The 17,217-nt window shown below is 62.4% G+C and carries 15 protein-coding genes and 1 riboswitch; of the genes, 6 read left to right on the top strand and 9 right to left on the bottom strand.

Annotated elements, in window-relative coordinates; all coding sequences use genetic code 11:
* Position 1 precedes the first annotated feature (1 nt).
* Together CKW35_RS16825 and CKW35_RS16820 are read right to left on the bottom strand one after the other, a co-directional pair.
* Complete coding sequence (locus CKW35_RS16825) at positions 2–454, bottom strand: DUF1249 domain-containing protein (protein WP_016501905.1); 453 nt, start codon at positions 452–454, stop codon at positions 2–4.
* Positions 445–1,062 carry an NUDIX domain-containing protein gene (locus tag CKW35_RS16820; RefSeq protein ID WP_016489468.1) on the bottom strand — a complete coding sequence of 206 codons (618 nt, stop codon included), beginning with the start codon at positions 1,060–1,062 and terminating at the stop codon, positions 445–447. The genes CKW35_RS16825 and CKW35_RS16820 overlap by 10 nt, the downstream gene beginning before the upstream one ends.
* 184 nt (positions 1,063–1,246) lie before the next feature.
* Here CKW35_RS16820 and CKW35_RS16815 point away from each other — a divergent pair, with 184 nt between their 5' ends.
* Positions 1,247–1,993 carry an RsiV family protein gene (locus CKW35_RS16815; protein WP_016489469.1) on the top strand — a complete coding sequence of 249 codons (747 nt, stop codon included), beginning with the start codon at positions 1,247–1,249 and terminating at the stop codon, positions 1,991–1,993.
* On the opposite strand, the gene cytX is transcribed toward CKW35_RS16815, so the two are convergent.
* Positions 1,962–3,245 carry a putative hydroxymethylpyrimidine transporter CytX gene (cytX, locus tag CKW35_RS16810; RefSeq protein ID WP_016489470.1) on the bottom strand — a complete coding sequence of 428 codons (1,284 nt, stop codon included), beginning with the start codon at positions 3,243–3,245 and terminating at the stop codon, positions 1,962–1,964. The genes CKW35_RS16815 and cytX overlap by 32 nt on opposite strands.
* A 148-nt stretch (positions 3,246–3,393) precedes the next feature.
* A complete protein-coding gene (thiC, locus tag CKW35_RS16805) occupies positions 3,394–5,274 on the bottom strand; it encodes a phosphomethylpyrimidine synthase ThiC (RefSeq protein ID WP_016489471.1) in 1,881 nt (626 codons plus the stop codon).
* A 154-nt stretch (positions 5,275–5,428) separates the two neighbouring features.
* A riboswitch (TPP riboswitch) is annotated at positions 5,429–5,535 on the bottom strand.
* 160 nt (positions 5,536–5,695) lie between these two features.
* On the opposite strand from thiC, the gene CKW35_RS16800 reads away from it, so the two are divergent.
* Complete coding sequence (locus CKW35_RS16800) at positions 5,696–7,129, top strand: TolC family outer membrane protein (RefSeq protein WP_016489472.1); 1,434 nt, start codon at positions 5,696–5,698, stop codon at positions 7,127–7,129.
* A gap of 152 nt (positions 7,130–7,281) precedes the next feature.
* Here the strand turns inward: CKW35_RS16800 and waaA are convergent, their stop codons facing one another.
* Positions 7,282–8,553, bottom strand: coding sequence for a lipid IV(A) 3-deoxy-D-manno-octulosonic acid transferase (gene waaA / locus CKW35_RS16795; protein WP_016489473.1), 1,272 nt, complete (start codon positions 8,551–8,553; stop codon positions 7,282–7,284).
* A gap of 11 nt (positions 8,554–8,564) precedes the next feature.
* Entirely contained in the window at positions 8,565–9,455 is an 891-nt protein-coding gene (locus CKW35_RS16790) for a LysR family transcriptional regulator (RefSeq protein ID WP_016489474.1), read from the bottom strand.
* A gap of 87 nt (positions 9,456–9,542) precedes the next feature.
* Here CKW35_RS16790 and CKW35_RS16785 point away from each other — a divergent pair, with 87 nt between their 5' ends.
* Positions 9,543–9,875: a multidrug efflux SMR transporter gene (locus tag CKW35_RS16785; protein ID WP_024717360.1), complete on the top strand. Its 333-nt coding sequence runs from the start codon at positions 9,543–9,545 to the stop codon at positions 9,873–9,875.
* A 72-nt stretch (positions 9,876–9,947) separates the two neighbouring features.
* Here CKW35_RS16785 and CKW35_RS27995 read toward each other — a convergent pair whose 3' ends face one another.
* Positions 9,948–10,505, bottom strand: a complete 558-nt coding sequence (locus CKW35_RS27995) for a hypothetical protein (protein ID WP_054833304.1) — start codon at positions 10,503–10,505, stop codon at positions 9,948–9,950.
* 206 nt (positions 10,506–10,711) lie between these two features.
* On the opposite strand from CKW35_RS27995, the gene CKW35_RS16770 reads away from it, so the two are divergent.
* The 3 genes from CKW35_RS16770 to CKW35_RS16760 are packed head-to-tail and all read left to right on the top strand — an operon-like array spanning position 10,712 to position 13,717.
* Positions 10,712–11,887, top strand: coding sequence for an FAD-binding oxidoreductase (locus tag CKW35_RS16770; protein WP_095116435.1), 1,176 nt, complete (start codon positions 10,712–10,714; stop codon positions 11,885–11,887).
* Positions 11,884–12,696: an aldo/keto reductase gene (locus tag CKW35_RS16765; RefSeq protein ID WP_016489478.1), complete on the top strand. Its 813-nt coding sequence runs from the start codon at positions 11,884–11,886 to the stop codon at positions 12,694–12,696. The genes CKW35_RS16770 and CKW35_RS16765 overlap by 4 nt, the downstream gene beginning before the upstream one ends.
* A gap of 52 nt (positions 12,697–12,748) precedes the next feature.
* Positions 12,749–13,717, top strand: coding sequence for a hypothetical protein (locus CKW35_RS16760; RefSeq protein WP_023048668.1), 969 nt, complete (start codon positions 12,749–12,751; stop codon positions 13,715–13,717).
* Positions 13,718–13,849: 132 nt separating this feature from the next.
* Here the strand turns inward: CKW35_RS16760 and hldE are convergent, their stop codons facing one another.
* Both hldE and msbA read right to left on the bottom strand, forming a co-directional pair.
* Positions 13,850–15,271 carry a bifunctional D-glycero-beta-D-manno-heptose-7-phosphate kinase/D-glycero-beta-D-manno-heptose 1-phosphate adenylyltransferase HldE gene (hldE, locus tag CKW35_RS16755; protein ID WP_016489480.1) on the bottom strand — a complete coding sequence of 474 codons (1,422 nt, stop codon included), beginning with the start codon at positions 15,269–15,271 and terminating at the stop codon, positions 13,850–13,852.
* 130 nt (positions 15,272–15,401) lie between these two features.
* Positions 15,402–17,210, bottom strand: coding sequence for a lipid A export permease/ATP-binding protein MsbA (msbA, locus tag CKW35_RS16750; RefSeq protein WP_016489481.1), 1,809 nt, complete (start codon positions 17,208–17,210; stop codon positions 15,402–15,404).
* Positions 17,211–17,217: the final 7 nt, after the last annotated feature.

The raw sequence follows: 17,217 nt of genomic DNA, 5'->3' as shown, positions 1-17,217 counted from the left end.
GTCAGCGAACGCTTGCCAGTTCGTGGCCGCAGGCCAGGCAGTGGCTCAGCCATTCACCCAGGAACAGGTTGAGCTGGGCCTTTTCGTCCGGCTGGTGCATGGCCTCGTTCGGATACGGGTAGATACTGCGCAGGCGCCGGGTGTGTTCGGCGCTGACCACTTCGGCCATGCGTGCATCGTGGTACACCTGCACTTCCAGGTGCGGCACCGGCAGCCACGGCAGGCTGTGCTCCTGACGCACATGCAAGGTGGTGGTGTACGGGCAGGCCAGCACCACGTCCAGCACCAGCACACCGAGCATCTGGTCGCCCTGGGTCATGCCGATGCGGCGCGAGCTCTGGGTGGTGCGCATGTCGGGCAACAGGCGCATCAGCCGGGCGTAGTTGGCCTCGCAGGCGGCCTGCAGCCCGACCAGGTCGACTCGATAGCGCTCGCGCAGCAGGTTCACTTCCACATACCTCGTACTTCGTCACGGTTCAGCGCCAGCCATTGCAAGCCGATAATAGTCGCCGCGTTGCAGATGCGCCCATCGCGTACCGCCTGCAAGGCATCCTCGAACGACCACACGCGCACGCGGATGTCTTCGCCCTCTTCTTCCAGACCATGCAGCCCTCCCGCGCCTTCGCTGCTGCAACGGCCAAGGAACAGGTGAACGTATTCGTCACTGCCGCCGGGCGACGGGAAGTAGCGGGTCATCGGCCACAAGGCACTGAACGTCAGGCCGGCCTCTTCCTCGGCTTCGCGATGGGCGACTTCCTCGGGTTCTTCATCCTTGTCGATCAGCCCAGCAACCATCTCGATCAGCCAGGGGTTACCGACCTTGTCCAGTGCGCCGACGCGGAACTGCTCGATCAGCACCACTTCATCACGCAACGGGTCGTAAGGCAGCACACACACTGCATCGTGGCGCACAAACAGTTCGCGGCTGATCTCGCGGCCCATGCCACCGGCAAACAGCTCGTGGCGCAGGTGCACCTTGTCGAGCTTGTAGAAGCCCTGGAAGCAATTGTCCCGCTTGACGATCTCGACCGCCTTGGGCACCGAATTCAACGTGTCTGACATGGAAATCCTCGTTACCTCAATTACCGCATCGCGCCATCCTACTCTGCACGCTTGCCCGTTTCACCCCTTTCCGGCAACCGTTCGCACACTCGGGACAGCGCGTCTTCACTCTGTTAGCTTAGTGGCGAACTGAAGGCCGCGCAGACGGTCAAAGGCCGACTTTCCCTGTTCTGCAAGGATCACCATGACACTTGTCAAACTGACTTCCGTGGCTGTGCTGGCACTGGCTCTAGGCGCCTGCCAGAGCCTGTTCACGCCCAACTACCGGGCCCCGCTCGAGGTCAAGCGCGACGCCTGGGAGCATGTCAAACCCGGCTGCAGCGAAAGCGACTGCCCGCTGGTGAACATCGACACGGTCCACTTCCCCGCCCTGCCCGCGCTCGACGGCATCGTCGAAAAGCGCCTGCTGCAACTGACCGAAGACAATCAGCATGGCACCGCGCCCAGCACCTTGCAGGCCTACGAACAGCAATACCTGGCCAGTGCCGACAAACGTAACAGCAGTTATTTGCAAGCCAAGGTACGCGAGCAGCATGACGGGCTGGTGATCATCGAATTGTCCAGCTACCTGGACAGTGGTGGCGCGCATGGCATGCCCGGGCGCGGCTTCATCAACTACTCGCGCAAGCTGGACAAGGTGCTGACCCTGCAGGACATGCTGGTGCCAGGCCAGGAGGAGACCTTCTGGAAAACCGTCGAGGAGTCGCACCGGGCCTGGCTGATGAGCGTGGGCATGGACAAGGACGCCGAGTTCGTCAAGACCTGGCCGTTCAAGAAGTCGCCGCACATCGCCCTGACGTACGGCGCGGTAGTGGTCAAGTACGAGGTCTACGCCATCGCGCCCTATTCCATGGGCCACGTGGAACTGAAGATCCCCTACCCGCGCCTGAATGGCGTACTCAAGCCTGAACTGTTTCCCGGCCGCGGCTGAAGCTCAGCAGCCCGTGCAGCACACCTGCCAGTAACAGTGCTGGCAGGGTAGCCCCCAGCTCTGGAGCGTTGGCGGCAATCAGGTGATAGGCCGCCACCCCCGCAAACCAGGCCACCAGTGCCTGCCAGTGCAAGCCACCCACCTGCGCCGGCAGGCGACGACGACGGATCACGTAGTGGTCCATCAGCACCACGCCAAACAGCGGCGCGAACACCGAACCAATCAGCAGCAGGAAGTTTTCGTACTGGGCCAGCGGGGCCAGCAGGGCGATCAGGGTGCACAGTACGCCAATGCCCAGCGCCAGGTGCTCAACCTTCACAGGTACGAGCACGCCGGTGGAAACAGCCGCCGAGTGGATGTCGGCAAAGGCCTTTTCCGACTCGTCCAGCAGAATGAGCAGCAGCGGAATACCCATGCCTGCGCCCGCCAGGGCCAGCAGCAAGGCATTGACTTCGCCACTGGCGGCAAAGGCCAGGGTGTAGGCCACGCCCAGGCTCATCAGCCAGGTGTTGCCGATGAAATAGCCAAGTACCGTGCCGCCGAACACGTGCTTGCCGTTGCGGGCGAAGCGCGAGTAGTCGGCGATCAGCGGCAACCAGGACAGCGGCATGGCGATGACGATGTCAAAGCCCACGGCCAGCGACATCGAACCGTCACCGGCGCGGCCCCACAGTTCAGCCAGGTCGGCCTTGGCGAACAGGTTCCAGGTCAGCCACAGGCAGGCGCCCAGCAACACCCAGATACCCCAGGCGCGCAGCACCTTGCGCACGAAGGCCAGCGGCCCGCTGACGGCCAGCAGGGTGGCCAGAGCGCCGAAACACAGGGTCCAGAGCATCGGGCTGTTCCAGGCACTGCCTTCGCCGAACGCCCGCGCGCCCAGCAGGCTGGCGGCATCGCGCATGACAATGATCTCAAATGCACCCCAACCTACCAGTTGCAGCAGGTTGAGCACGGCCGGCAAGCGCGCGCCATGGCTGCCCAGGCTGAGTTTCAGGGTGCCCATGGCAGAAAGGCCGGTGTCGCTGCCGATGACACCGGCGGCGCCCAGCAACAGCACACCCACGCCGGTGCCCAGGGCGATGGCCAGCACCGCGCTGGCAAGGCCAAGACCTGGGGCGAGCATGGCGCCGACTTGCAGCACCATCAGGCCGATGCCGAGGGAGAACCACAGCGAGAACAGGTCGCGGGCGCCGAAGATGCGCTGGTGGGTGGGGACCGGGTGGTCGGGGGAGAATTGGCTGGGGGTGGTCATTGTCATGTTCGCCAGAGGAATGGATGGGGCTTCGCCGAGCCATTGTGGGAGCGGGCTTGCCCCGCGAAGGCGTCTGGCCTGCCGAACGCGTTGGCGCAGCTGACGCTTTCGCGGGGCAGGCCCGCTCCCACAAAGGGAAATGACGTTCTTACACTTTGTGGTACAGCTGGCTGCCTTCCTGGCGGAAACGCTCGGCCTGCTCGCGCATACCTTGCTCGACCGTTACATCCACGGCCTCGATCTTGGCGGCGTATTCACGCACTTCCTGGGTGATTTTCATCGAGCAGAACTTTGGCCCGCACATCGAGCAAAAGTGCGCCACCTTGGCCGATTCCTTCGGCAGGGTCTCGTCGTGGAAGGCACGGGCAGTGTCCGGGTCCAGACCCAGGTTGAACTGGTCCTCCCAACGGAACTCGAAACGCGCCTTGGACAGGGCGTTGTCGCGAATCTGCGCGCCGGGGTGACCCTTGGCAAGGTCGGCGGCGTGCGCGGCGATCTTGTAGGTGATGATGCCGGTCTTGACGTCATCCTTGTTCGGCAGGCCCAGGTGTTCCTTGGGCGTGACGTAGCAGAGCATGGCGCAACCGAACCAGCCGATCATCGCCGCACCGATGCCCGAGGTGATGTGGTCGTAGCCCGGGGCAATGTCGGTGGTCAGTGGGCCGAGGGTGTAGAACGGCGCCTCGTCGCAGCACTCCAGCTGCTTGTCCATGTTCTCCTTGATCAGCTGCATCGGTACGTGGCCAGGGCCTTCGATCATGCACTGCACGTCGTGCTTCCAGGCGATTTTGGTCAGCTCGCCGAGGGTTTCCAGTTCACCGAACTGCGCGGCGTCGTTGGCGTCGGCGATCGAGCCAGGGCGCAGGCCATCACCCAGCGAGAAGCTGACGTCGTAGGCCTTCATGATTTCGCAGATTTCGTCGAAGTGCGTGTAGAGGAAGTTTTCCTTGTGGTGCGCCAGGCACCACTTGGCCATGATCGAGCCACCGCGGCTGACGATACCGGTGACGCGCTTGGCGGTCAGCGGCACATAGCGCAGCAGCACCCCCGCGTGGATGGTGAAGTAGTCCACGCCCTGCTCGGCCTGCTCGATCAGGGTGTCGCGGAACAGTTCCCAAGTCAGGTCCTCGGCCACGCCATTGACCTTCTCCAGGGCTTGGTAGATCGGCACGGTACCGATTGGCACCGGCGAGTTGCGAATGATCCACTCACGGGTTTCGTGAATGTGCTTGCCGGTGGACAGGTCCATGACCGTGTCCGAACCCCAGCGAATGCCCCAGGTCAGCTTGGCCACTTCTTCCTCGATCGAGGACCCGAGGGCACTGTTGCCGATGTTGCCGTTGATCTTCACCAGGAAGTTGCGGCCGATGATCATCGGCTCCACCTCCGGGTGGTTGATGTTGGCCGGGATGATCGCGCGCCCGCGGGCGATTTCCTGGCGGACGAATTCGGGGGTGATTTCTTTCGGGATGTTGGCACCGAAGCTGTGGCCGGCGTGCTGCTCGTTCAGCAGGCCAGCGGCGCGGGCTTCTTGCAGCTTCATGTTTTCGCGGATGGCTACATATTCCATCTCGGCGGTGATGATGCCCTGGCGGGCATAGTGCATCTGCGAGACGTTGGCGCCGGCCTTGGCACGGCGCGGGTTACGCACGTGGGCGAAACGCAGCTTGGCCAGTTCGGCGTCGTTCAGGCGCTGCTGGCCAAAGTCGGAGCTGAGCCCGCCCAGGCGCTCGGTGTCGCCGCGGGCCTCGATCCACGCCGAACGCACGTCGGCCAGGCCCTTGCGCACGTCGATGATGACGTTGGGGTCGGTGTACGGGCCCGACGTGTCGTAGACCAGTACCGGCGCGTTGGTCTCGCCACCGAAATCGGTCGGGGTATCGTCCAGGCTGATTTCACGCATGGGCACGCGAATGTCCGGCCGCGAGCCTTCGACATAGATTTTGCGCGAGCGCGGGAACGGTTGCACGGACTGCTGATCGACTTGTGCCGATTCGCTGAGGTTGATCGCTTTTTCTTGTTTGGTCATCACAGGCTCTCCAGACGGCTTCCTAGCAGTGGAATGTCGGGGAGAACCTGAAAAACGCGGACGCACCCATGAAGGCGTGCAGTGCCGGATAGGGGGTGCCTGAAGCTGCATGCAGCTGCGACATTCCCGGACCTGGCACAAGAGGCTCCCCGGGAAGGCGAGCAATCTTGTTCCCTACGCAGGCGCTAACCTGATCAGGTTCAACGGGATCCGCACCTCTGCGATCTCAGCCTTTGCTTCAAGGCACCCCGACAAGAACATGCGCAGTCTAGACTGGAGTGGTCGGCAAAGCCAAGCGGGTAAATGCGCGGATGATGAAAGGCACACCGAGCGATTGTTGCCGGGTGCGCATGGCACTACACTGGCCCATCGCTCGATACTCAACAGTTCAGTAATTAAATTTCGTACAAGGATTGCCTCTATGCTGCGCAAACTCTCACTGGCGATAGCCGTGTCTTGTGCGTCCAACGGAATGGTCTGGGCAGCGGATATGCTCCCGACAGTTAAAACCGACCTGGTCAGCGTTTATCAGGAAGCGGTAGACAACAACGCCGACCTGGCAGCAGCACGCGCCGATTATGGCGCCCGCCGCGAAGTGGTACCGCAGGCCCGCGCCGGGTTGCTGCCGAACCTGTCGGCCGATGCCGAAATGATGAACACCCGCACCAAGCTGGACGAGCCCTCCATCACCTCCAACCGCAGCGGCAATTCATGGAGCGCAACCCTGGCCCAGCCAATCTTCCGCGCTGATCGCTGGTTCCAGCTGCAGGCCGCCGAAGCGGTCAACGAACAGGCAGCGCTGGAGCTGTCGGCCACTGAACAGAACCTGATCCTGCAAACCGCGCAAAACTACTTCGCCGTGCTGCGCGCGCAGGACAACCTGGCCGCGACCAAGGCTGAGGAAGCCGCGTTCAAGCGCCAGCTGGACCAGTCCAACGAACGCTTCGATGTGGGCCTGTCGGACAAGACCGACGTGCTGCAATCCCAGGCCAGCTACGACACGGCGCGGGCCAACCGGATCATCGCCGAGCGCCAGGTGCAGGATGCCTTTGAAGCGCTGGTCACTCTGACCAACCGTGAATACACCTCGATTCAAGGCGTGGTGCATACCCTGCCCGTGCAGGTCCCCACGCCAAACGACGCCAAGGCTTGGGTCGAAACCGCCGGCCGCCAGAACCTCAACCTGCTGGCCACCAACTATGCGGTTTCTGCTGCTGAAGAGACCCTGCGCCAGCGCAAGGCCGGCCATGCGCCGACCCTGGATGCCGTGGCCAAGTACCAGAAAGGTGACAACGACAGCCTCGGCTTTACCAACCCTTCGCAACTGGGCGTGCGCTACAGCGGCGATGTCGAACAGACCAGCGTTGGCCTGCAACTGAACATCCCGATCTACAGCGGAGGCCTGACCAGCTCGCAGGTACGCGAGGCATACCAACGCCTGAGCCAGAGCGAACAGCAGCGTGAAAGCCTGCGCCGCCAGGTGGTGGAAAACACCCGCAACCTGCACCGCGCGGTGAACACCGATGTAGAACAGGTACAGGCGCGCAAGCAGTCGATCATCTCCAACCAGAGCGCGCTGGAAGCCACTGAAATCGGCTACCAGGTAGGTACCCGCAACATCGTCGATGTGCTCGATGCCCAACGCCAGCTGTACACCTCGGTGAGGGATTACAACAACAGCCGCTATGACTACATCCTCGACAACCTGAGCCTGAAGCAGGCGGCCGGCACCCTGAGCCCGCAAGACCTGCAAGACCTCAAGCGCTACCTGAAACCGGACTACAACCCGGACAAGGACTTCCTGCCGCCAGACCTGGCTGCGGCAGCGGCCAAGAACTTTGAGCGTCGCCCTTGAAATAGGGGCGTATTTCTCACAGACCGGGTTGCTTTTGATGGCCTCATCGCCGGCAAGCCAGCTCCCACAGGTTCCTCACTGGCCTCAAACCCTGTGCAGTACCTGTGGGGGCTGGCTTGCCGGCGATGAGGCCAGGACAACCAAAGCAAACGTCAGCGGACAAGCGCATCCAGGCCATCGAGCAAGCGCTGCAACGCGCCCTGATTGGCCCGCATCACCGCCCTGCCCGCCTCGCCCATGCGCTGCGCATCCTGCGGCAACTCGACCAGCCGCCGCACCGCACCGGCCAGCCCGTCGGCATCGTCCACCTGCTGCAACGCCCCCGCTTCACGCAACATCGCGCTGATTTCGAGGAAGTTGAACACATGTGGCCCCATGAGCACCGGCAAGGCCAGCGCCGCAGGCTCCAGCGGGTTGTGCCCTCCCGTCGGCACCAGGCTACCGCCGACAAAGGCGATATCGGCCAACGCATAGAGGAACAGCAACTCCCCCATGGTATCGCCCAGCAACACGCGGGTTTGGGCATCGACCGGCGCTGCAGAAGAACGGCGCACGGTGGCGAATTGCTCGCTGCACAGCGCATGCACCGCAGCAAACCGCTCAGGGTGACGCGGCACGAGGATCAGCAAGGCATCGCCATGCACCTGCAACAACTGCCGATGAGCCTGCAGAATCAGCGCATCTTCACCGTCATGGGTACTGGCGGCAATCCACACCGGGCGCTGCTCGGCCCCCCACTGCTCACGCAATGCCTTGGCACGCGGTAGCAGTTGCTCATCGATCTTCAGGTCGAACTTGATCGAGCCGGTGACTTTTACGCATTCAGGGCGTGCGCCCAGATCACGGAAGCGCTGAGCCTCGGTTTCAGTCTGCACGGCAATCAGACTCATCTCGGCCAGCATCGGCCGGGTCAGCCTGGCAAAGCGCCCGTAGCCGCGTGCCGAGCGCTCGGACAATCGTGCATTGGCCAGCGCCACCGGAATCCCGCGTTTGGCACACTGGTGAATGTGGTTGGGCCACAGTTCGGTTTCCATGATGATGCCCAGCTTCGGCTGGACATGGTCGAGAAAACGCCCCGCAGCCCACGGCAGGTCGTAGGGCAGGTAGCAATGCTGCACGCGCGGTTCGTCGGCGAACATGGCGCGAATACGCTCGGAACCGGTCGGCGTCATGCAGGTCAGCGTGATCGGTAGTTCGGGATAAGCCTTGAGCAAGGCGCGAACCATGGGCGCTGCAGCAATGCTCTCGCCTACCGACACCGCGTGCACCCAGATCCCGCCCTGGTGCATAAGGGGCAGGTTGAGCGCAAAACGCTCGCCGATACGCTGCCCATAGGCTGGCGCCTTGCGCGCGCGCAGGTACAGGCGCAGCGCAACCAGCGGCAGGCCCAGGTGAAACAGCAAGGTATAGAGTGTTCTGTTCATGGCGGCGAAGTTTACCCGATCGCGCGCAGGTGCACTGCAAAGCGCTCTGCCAGCCACTGCGCGGCCGGGCCCAAGGGTTCATCGCGGCGCCAGGCCAGCTCGGCCACCAAGGCCGGAGGCCGCCAATCGCTGTCCAGTTCAACCATATGCGCTTGGTAGGTCGGATACTGCACCACATGCCGGGGTAACCATGCCCAGCCCAGGCCGCGCATCAGGAGTTCGGCCATGGCGTAGAAGCTGTCGGCGCGCCATACCTGAGGGCTGATCGCCTCGCCGCCGGGATAACCGCTTTGCTGTGGGGTGATCAGTAACTGCCGGTGGCGTGCGAGTTGTTGCCGGGTGACCCGGCCTTCGCCCGCCAGCGGGTGGCCGACCGCGCACACCGTAACCATCTCCACACTGCCCAGCGCCCGCCGCTCCAGCGATGCCGGGATGCTCTCGTGGAGGAAGAACAGGCCCAGATCGGCGCGCCGCTCCACCAGCTTACGCGCTACATCGCCCTGGGCACCGCTGGCCAGTTGCACCTCCAGAAACGGGTAGCGGCTGGCCAGTTCGTCGAGGCTGTCGATCACCGGCTGATACGGCATGGCTTCGTCCTGGGCAACCCGCAGCAGGGCTTCCTGGCCACGCATCAGCGCGAGCGCCCGGCCATCCAGGCGTTCGCACTGACGCAACAGTTCACGGGCATCTTCCAGCAAGGCCGTACCGTTTTCGGTCAGCCTGGGCTGGCGGCCGCTGCTGCGCTCGAACAAGGTGACGCCAAGGTCGGTTTCCAGCAGCGCGATGGCATTGCTTACGGCCGATTGCGCCTTACGCTGCTCGCGCGCAACGGCGGAGAACGAACGCAGCTCGGCAACCCGTGCAAACAGGCGCAGTTGTTCCAGATCCCAGCGCTCTGCCATTAACCTATCTCCATTTCTGATAGGTAATGACTTTACCGCATCCAGGGCGCGTCTAGAATGCTCGACCAGTCACCGGAGAAACGCATCATGAACGCCTATACCTATCTCGCTATCGCCATCTGCGCCGAAGTCGTCGCCACTGCCTCCATGAAAGCGGTCAAAGGCCTGAGCACGCCGTTGCCTTTGCTTTTGATGGTGGTGGGTTACGGCATCGCGTTCTGGATGCTGACGCTGGTGGTACGCAGCATTCCGGTGGGCATCGCCTATGCGATCTGGTCGGGGCTGGGGATTGTGCTGATCAGCGTGGCGGCGCTGGTGATATACGGGCAGAAGCTGGATCTACCGGCAATGGTGGGAATGGCGATGATTGTTGCAGGCGTGGTGATAATTCAGCTCTACTCGAAATCAGCTGGACATTGAACGCTCTAAAAAATTGCCGGCACGCTAGTAAATGGCCGCGCCGGCAACATAAAAAACACTCGGAAATTGGAATCACCCCTCGTCGGATATCTCACCAACCCCCTGCGGCCGAATTTCCAATTTCGAAATGAAAAAATCATTCCCAGAAGTTTCGGTAATCGAGTTCTCTATCGCGAGTATGGTTACGTCATCACGGACAGTAAATTCTCCAAAATAATGATCGTAATCATCTTTTAAGTGAAAACCTGTCTTGAGAATGGTGCCGTTATAATGAAATGACAATCTAGGTTGATTATAAGCACCCTGGCGCCTGGCGGTCATAGCGAATTTCAGTTTATAGCCAGGCGGAAAACCCGAAATCACTTTATACATTATGATTCCTGGGCGCAGAGGCCCCTCGCTGCCGCTACTGCCAAACCGCAGGACAGAACCTTGTTCTGGTTTTTCAGGATCCTCCTGAATTTTCACGAGCGCAGACTGGTTATAAAGCCGCCACCCATTCAAACCATATTTAAGAATATCTTTTTCTTTGTAATCAACGCCTGCCTGAAGCGAGAAATCAGTCAGATGAATAAGACTATTCATATTTTTACCCTCAGTATTTTCAACGCCATTCAAAGCGATAGACAACCGAGAATCCAGCGTAACCCCCCCCTCGCGAACTCGAAACTAGCAAATATGACAGTTGCCATGCCGACTTGAAGGAAGTACTGAGCAAACCCACATGTAGTTCGAATCATCCCCCTGCTGCAGCGCGCTACTATCAGAAGGCTGGGCACACAGAGGCACGGCCTTAGCTTGTATACTGCCCAGCTGTCCAACCTTGGAGGTAATCCATGCCAACCGCCATTTCCACTGACGTGCTGATCGTCGGCGCCGGGGTCGCTGGCTTGTGGCTCAATGCCCGGCTGCGCCGCCTGGGCTACTCGACCGTGCTGGTGGAACGCGCCAGCCTCGGCGGCGAGCAGACCATCAAGTCTCAAGGCATTATTCACGGCGGCACCAAGTACGCCCTGCACGGCGCCCTGACCGGCGCTTCGGAAGCCATCGCCGACATGCCACGGCGCTGGCGCGAGGCCCTGGCTGGCGACGGCGAACTCGACCTGGGGCGTACCCGTCTGCTATCCGATGCCCACTACCTGTGGTCGCCGGGGACCTTGGCCGGGAACCTCACCAGCTTCTTCGCCAGCAAGGCCGTGCGCGGCCGGGTCGACCAGGTCAAAGGTGAGCATCTGCCGCCCGCATTGCAGGACCGCGCGTTCAAAGGCAAGGTCTATCGCCTGGCGGAACTGGTAATCGATGTCCCGAGCCTGCTGGCCAACCTGGCCGAGCTGGCCGGCGACTCCCTGCTGGCAGGTGAACACATCGAACCGTTGCGTGAAGGTGATGCGCTGGTCGGCCTGCGCGTGGACGACCGGGAAATCCGTGCCCAACGCATCGTATCAAGCGCCGGTGCCGGCACCGAAGGTTTGCTGCAGGCGCTGGGCCTGCACCAACCAGCCATGCAAACCCGCCCGCTGCACATGGTCATGGCCAAGGGACCGAACCTCAAACCCTTGTACGCCCACTGCCTCGGTGGCGGGCCCAAGCCGCGCGTGACGGTGACCACCCACCCGGCGGCAGATGGCCAGTGGGTGTGGTACCTCGGTGGTGACCTGGCCGAAGCCGAAGGCGTGGCGCGCGAACCTGCCGCTCAGATTGCTGCGGCGCAGAAGGAAATCGCCAACCTGCTGCCCTGGGTCGACCAGAGCCAGGTGCGCTGGGCCACCCTGCGAGTCGACCGTGCAGAACCCGCACAATCGGGCCTGGTACGCCCGGACAACGCATTCCTCGCCGACCAGCAACGCTTGATGGTGGGCTGGCCGACCAAGCTGGCTCTAGCACCCGACTTCAGCGACCGGGTAATCGCCAACCTGGAGCGCGACGGCATCCGCCCACAGGCACAAGCCGACCTGGCCGGCCTGCCACGTCCACCGCTGGGTGTACCCGCCTGGGAGCAACTGCTGCCATGACCCTGCCTACGTTGCACGATTTCCACCGCCCCCTGGGCAGCACCGGCTTCAAGGTGTCCCCCTTAGGCCTGGGCACAGTCAAGCTTGGCCGAGATCAGGGCGTGAAATACCCCACCGGCTTCACCATCCCCGGCGATGACGAAGCCCGCATGCTGCTGGCACAGGCCCGCGAATTGGGCATCAACCTGATCGACACCGCCCCCGCCTATGGCCGCAGCGAAGAACGCCTGGGCCCGCTGCTGCGCGGCCAGCGCGATGAATGGGTAATCGTCAGCAAAGTCGGCGAAGAATTCGACAACGGCCTGTCGCACTTCGACTTCAGTGCGGCCCACACCCGCCGTTCGGTGGAGCGCAGCCTGCGCCGCCTGGAAACCGACCGCATCGAACTGGTGCTGGTGCATTCCGACGGCAACGACCTGGCCATCCTCGAACAGCAGGAGGTCTACCAGACCCTGGCGGAGCTCAAGCAAGAGGGCAAGATCCTCGGCTTTGGCCTGTCCGGCAAGACCGTGGCAGGCGGCCTGAAAGCGCTGGAGCAAGGCGACTGTGCCATGGTCACCTATAACCTCAACGAACAGGCAGAACGCCCGGTGCTGGACTACGCTGCCGAACACGGCAAGGCCATCCTGGTAAAGAAGGCCCTGGCCAGCGGGCATATCTGCCTGGCCCCGGGCGTTGACCCGGTGCAGGCAAGCTTCGAGCTGCTGTTCGCCCACCCGGGTGTCAGCAGTGCTATCGTCGGCACCATCAATCCGCTGCACCTGGCCCACAACGTGGCCACCGTCGCCCGTATCCTGGGCCAGCACTGAGTTACCCCTGGCCCAAGGGCCAGAGGTACGACCCGACGCAAGGAGGAGCCTCGTGGCGCGAACGTTGATCCGCAAAAACCCGAGCAACTTCAAGACACTACCACTGCATGTCGAGGCAACGCCCGAAGGCCTGACCTATCAGAGCATCGGCATGCCGCTGAACTTTGCCCAGACCCAGCAGCGGCGCAAGGCCATTCAGCTGCCCGACACACAGCACTTCGTGGTCGAACTCGCCAATCTGGGTGTGTCGGTGCGGCTTACCCTGCATTGGCAAAACCGTGATTACTGGGTGTTGGTACGTCAGCGTCGGCAAGACCGGGGCGATGTGGTGTTGAAACTGATTTCTGGCTATGTGCCGGCGCAAGAACTGAACCTCCCGCTGCACACGGCGGTTCAGGAAGTGGCCGAGGAATGCCTGCTGGAAACCCCGGAAGGCTGGCTGGGCGGGCGTTTCAACGACACCTGGCTGCCCGTGCCCTACGCCGCCGCCCTGCACTACCGCGAAACGCCACATTTCGTGCTTACCCCACAGTCCGGTGCCGCCCGCCCCGTGCACTGCAGCAAGCTGATGCTAATGGAGCGGCCACGGGCCTACGTGCACTTGCCCACCGCGTCGCTCCAGCTGATCTACGACATGCGTCTGCAGGTGCCTCGGGAAGCCAAGAAGCTCAGCTTGTTCCATGTCGACGAGCGACTGGAGGGTGACCAACTGGAAGCCCGCCTCAACCGCAAGCGGCCAGACCTGTATCTGATGCCGTTGAAGGACGGCCAGCCAGTGGCGGAGTTGTATACGCTGAAAAAAGATGAGCTGGTGCCGGCGAGCACACGCGGGCTGTATCTGGCCGAGAGTTTTGCCCGGCAGGAAGGCTGGGTGGTGACGGAGGAGCGGGTGCGCTGGAAGGACTGGGTCAAACAGCAGGGGTTGGTGGAGAGCAAGCCGGCGCGGGCGTCGCACCTGCAGCGGTTTGGCGACAAGGCCCGGGCGCTGCTGGAGCGCGCCCGCACCTCACTTCACAAGTGAGTCCCTGGGGCTGCTGCGCAGCCAATCGCCGGCACGCCAGCTCCCACAAGGCCTGTGCAGGACTCAAGGCCTGCGCTGTGCGTGTGGGAGCTGGCTTGCCGGCGATTGGGCCGCAAAGAGGCCCTGGCTGTATCAGTTCTTGCGAATCTTCTCGACAATCGCGGTAGTCGAGCTGTTCTCGACCAGGCCCAGCACCTTCACGGTGCCGCCATAGGCCTTGACGATATCAGCGCCTACCACTTGGTCGATGCCATAGTCGCCCCCCTTGACCAGCACATCCGGCTTGACCTGGCTCAGCAGGTTTTCCGGGGTGCCTTCCGGGAAGCTGATTACCCAGTCCACCGCGCCCAGCCCGGCCAGTACGGCCATACGCCGGTCGACGCTGTTGATCGGCCGGCCCGGCCCTTTCAAGCGGCTGACCGAGGCGTCGTCGTTGACCGCGACGATCAGGCGATCGCCCTGGGCGCGCGCCTGCTCCAGATAGGTGACATGCCCGGCATGCAGGATATCGAAGCAGCCATTGGTGAAGACGATCTTCTCGTTGTGCGCCCGCGCATCATCGATGGCCAACAACAATTGCTCCAGGCCCAGCACGCCGCGCTCGGAGCCTTCCTCACGCTGGATTGCGCGGCGCAGCTCGGGGGCGCTGATCGCAGCGGTACCCAGCTTGCCGACCACAATGCCTGCCGCCAGATTGGCCAGGGCCACCGCATGGGGCAGGTCCTCACCCGCGGCAATGGCTGCGGCGAGGGTGGAGATGACGGTATCGCCGGCACCGGTCACATCGAACACCTCGCGCGCCCGCGCCGGCAGGTGCAGCGCAGGCTGGCCAACGCGCAGCAGGGTCATGCCATGCTCGCCACGGGTTACCAGCACGGCACCCAGGTCCAGGTCCTGCAGCAGCTGCAAGCCTTTGGCAACCAGTTCGGCCTCATCGGCGCAACGGCCGACGATGGTTTCGAACTCGCTGAGGTTCGGGGTAATCAGGCTAGCGCCACGGTAGATGGAAAAGTCCTTGCCCTTGGGGTCGGCCAGCACCGGAATGCCCTTGGCCCGTGCCGCCTGGATCAGGCTTTGGTGGTTCTTCAGAGCACCCTTGCCGTAGTCCGACAAGACCAGCACTTTGACACCTTCGAGCAGGCTGTCGACTTCGGCACCCAGCGATAGCGGGTCGGTGGCAAACGGCTCTTCGAAATCGATACGCAGCAGTTGCTGGTGACGGCTCATGACCCGCAGCTTGACGATGGTCGGCTGGTGCGCGATGCGCTGGAACACAGACCGCACCCCCGCAGCCTGCAGGCTGTTGGCCAGGCTGTCGGCGGCCTCGTCCTGGCCGGTAACGCCGATCAGCGACGCCGGTGCGCCCAGCGCAGCGATGTTCAAGGCAACGTTGGCCGCGCCGCCGGGGCGATCCTCGATCTGATCGACCTTGACCACCGGCACTGGCGCTTCAGGCGAGATACGCGAAGTACCGCCATGCCAGTAGCGGTCGAGCATGACATCGCCGACCACCAGAACCGGGGCTTGATCGAAACGCGGCATGGACAACTTCATGGGCAACCCATATGGAAATAATGAACAGGGGCAGGATATTAGCACAGGGTAGTCGACGGCTTTATGGCCAGATCGCCCCCGGAAAATTCCCGTGACAATCGGGGCCGTTACGGCCCCGATGAGGGAGGACTCAGGTGATATCGGCCTTGACCGGCTCATCCAGGCCCATGGCGTGCAGGCGGGCATAATGGCCATTAGCCGCGAGCAGTTCGGCATGGGTGCCGCGCTCTACCAGACGGCCCTGGTCCATGACCAGGATCTGGTCGGCCTTCTCGATGGTCGACAGACGGTGGGCGATCACCAGCGTGGTACGGCCTTGCATCACATGGTCCAGGGCAGCCTGGATGTGCCGCTCGGATTCGGTATCCAGGGCCGAGGTGGCCTCATCCAGAATCAGCAGCGGCGCGTTCTTCAGCAGTGCCCTGGCAATGGCCAGGCGCTGGCGCTGGCCGCCAGAGAGCAGCACGCCGTTTTCACCCACGTCGGTATCGAAGCCCTTCGGCAAGCGGTCGACGAACTCCTTGGCGTAGGCATCGGCCGCAGCGGCTTCGATGTCTGCGCGTGGGGCACCTGCCAGATCGCCATAGGCGATGTTGTTGGCCACGGTGTCGTTGAACAGGGTAACGTGCTGGGTCACCTGCGAAACGTGGCGGCGCAGGTTGCGCAGGCGGTAGTTCTCGATCTCCACACCATCGAGCAGGATCTGCCCCTGGTCATGGTGATAGAAGCGCGGGATCAGCGCCGCAAGGGTCGATTTGCCGCTGCCAGAGCGGCCAACCAGGGCGATCATCTGCCCTGGCTCGGCGACAAAGCTGATGTCGCTCAGCACTTCACGCTCGGTACCTGGGTAGGTGAAGCTCAGGTTGCGCACTTCCAGGCGGCCTTCCACACGGTCCTTCTCGACCGTACCGGTGTCCAGTTCAGGCTCTTCGTCCAGTTGCTCGAAGATGCTTTCTGCACCTGCCAGGCCCTTCTGGATGGTCGAGCTGACTTCCGACAACTGACGAATCGGCTTGGGCAGCAGGCCGGCAGCAGTGATATAGGCCACCAGGTCACCGGCGGTGGACTCACCACGCAGGAACAGCACCAGGAACATCAGCGCCGCCATGGCGCTGTAGATCACCAGCTGCAGCATTGGCGTGTACAGGGAGCCGGTCTTGGTCATGCGCAGCTGCTTGTCGGTGTTGCTCTGGCTGGCCTTGCTGAACCGCTGCTCTTCGTAAGCCTCGCCGCCGAAGCTACGGACAACGCGATAACCCTGGATGGTTTCCGACGCGACGTGGGTGACGTCACCCATCGCCACCTGGATCTTCTTGCTCTGCTTGCGGAATTTCTTGCTGGCGATGCTGACCATTACCGCGATCACCGGCAGGATGGCGACCATGACCAAGGTGAGGTGCCAGTTCATCCACAACAGGTAGGCGAACAGGAACACCACGGTCAGGCCTTCACGGATGACCACCTTGATTGCATCGGTGGCAGCACCGGTGACCATGGTCACGTTGAAGGTGATACGCGAAATCAGGTGCCCGGAGTTGTGGTTGTCGAAGTAGCGGTTGGGCAGTACCAGCAGCTTGTTGAACAACTCCACGCGCAGGTCGTGCACCAGGCACAGGGAAACCTTGGCCAGGAAATAGTTGCCAAGGAAAGACCCCAGGCCCTGCCACGCAGCGATCAGGATGATCAGCAACGGCACCGCCTGCAGCAATTGCAGGTCGCGCAGGTAGGGGACGTTGGGGAACAACACCGCTTCAGGGTTGCTCAGCCCATCGACAAAGTACTTGAGAATGCCGGCCAGCATCGGCTGGGTCGAGGCAAAGATCACGAAACCGACAATGCTCAGCAGGAAAATGCCGACATAGGGTTTCACATAGCCCAACAGCCGGAAATAGATCTTCAGGCTGGAGGTGTGCTCCGCCGGTCGCGGTGTTTCGGCCATTATCGAG

This window comes from Pseudomonas sp. Irchel 3F3, from assembly GCF_900187545.1.
GTDB classification, from domain to species: Bacteria; Pseudomonadota; Gammaproteobacteria; order Pseudomonadales; family Pseudomonadaceae; genus Aquipseudomonas; species Aquipseudomonas fortuita.
The sequence above is the reverse complement of the archived record's forward strand: the minus strand, read 5'-3'. Positions and strand labels throughout refer to the sequence as shown.